General features: G+C 35.5%; 2 protein-coding genes. Both read right to left on the bottom strand.

The window, feature by feature from the left end:
• Nucleotides 1-131: 131 nt before the first annotated feature.
• Nucleotides 132-287, bottom strand: a complete 156-nt coding sequence (locus AC1DUW_RS29860; protein WP_477644312.1) for a hypothetical protein — start codon at nt 285-287, stop codon at nt 132-134.
• Nucleotides 288-707: 420 nt separating this feature from the next.
• Nucleotides 708-1,138: AAA-type ATPase lid domain-containing protein (locus AC1DUW_RS29855; RefSeq protein ID WP_477644311.1), on the bottom strand; the 431-nt coding region annotated here is incomplete at its 5' end.

Genomic DNA, 1,138 nt, shown 5'->3' with positions numbered 1-1,138 from the left:
ATCACCACCTACATATATACAATGTCTGAAGTAGCTGATAAAACGCCCGACTTGTTAGCGCTTTCATTGCCGACGACTAAGTATTTCAATTGTACGTCTTCTTGAATCTTCGACATTTCTCTAACCATACATCATGGGTTGATTAGTATAATGATCATTCCTAGTTTACTAGCAGCATAATAGGCGATTAGATAATCGGGTTGATTACCTAGCAAGAAACCAATTTTATTACACTTTTTTGCCCCAGCCTTATAACAAGCAGTTGCAAGACCATCCACATTTCGCATAAGTAATCATTTGTTCTTCATAATAAATGGCTGCCCTGTCCCCAAACCTCTTTACAGTGTTGGAAAGCATTCTGTATAAGCTGATTTTATGGTCGATCACCTGGAACAATCAACTATCTCACCTCACACTTTCTACATGGAAATTCCGTAGATTAATTCCTTATTAATATGCAAGTGCTGTGCCATAGTTAAACACAGTTACTGTGGCTATTTCAAAGTCCCAGAAAATTCATTATTGAATCATATAAATGAATAATAGGGGTTCTATATAGGATAGTCATCATTCACTTTTGACTGAAAAAATCATTTCTGAATTAAGTGAATGAAGACCTAAAATAACGAGAGTCACTAATATTTGTTATTCAACGGGTGGCGATAAATAGTAAGAGGGGATTTCCGATAAACGGAAATCCCCTCTTACTATTTATCCTTTTCACTGACCTTTAATTGATATTTTTTAAGTTTCCTCACAATTGTCGCCTGACTCGAATCTAGGGCTTCTGCGATTTCATATGTAGTTTGGTAGGTTTGCGCCGCTTTCGTCAATATTTCCTTTTCCGCTCTTTCTACCGCTTCTTTTAAAGTAAGTGTGCCTTTAAGGTTGGAATGATTCTGATTTACCTGCTGATATTCTTCCGGAAGATCGCTAAGTGAAAGTAATTGATTATTTGTTAGGACAACGAGCCTTTCCACTATATTATTCAATTCACGGACATTTCCTGGCCAATCATATTGAAAAAAATATTCTTTCAATCTCGAATCTATTTCTTTCGAGAATTTATATTGTTCGTTGGCTTTTGTTAAAAATAAATCCGTTAATGCTAGAATGTCTAGCATTAACGGATTTATTT

This window comes from Peribacillus sp. P4_C12, from assembly GCF_056402095.1.
The sequence above is the reverse complement of the archived record's forward strand: the minus strand, read 5'-3'. Positions and strand labels throughout refer to the sequence as shown.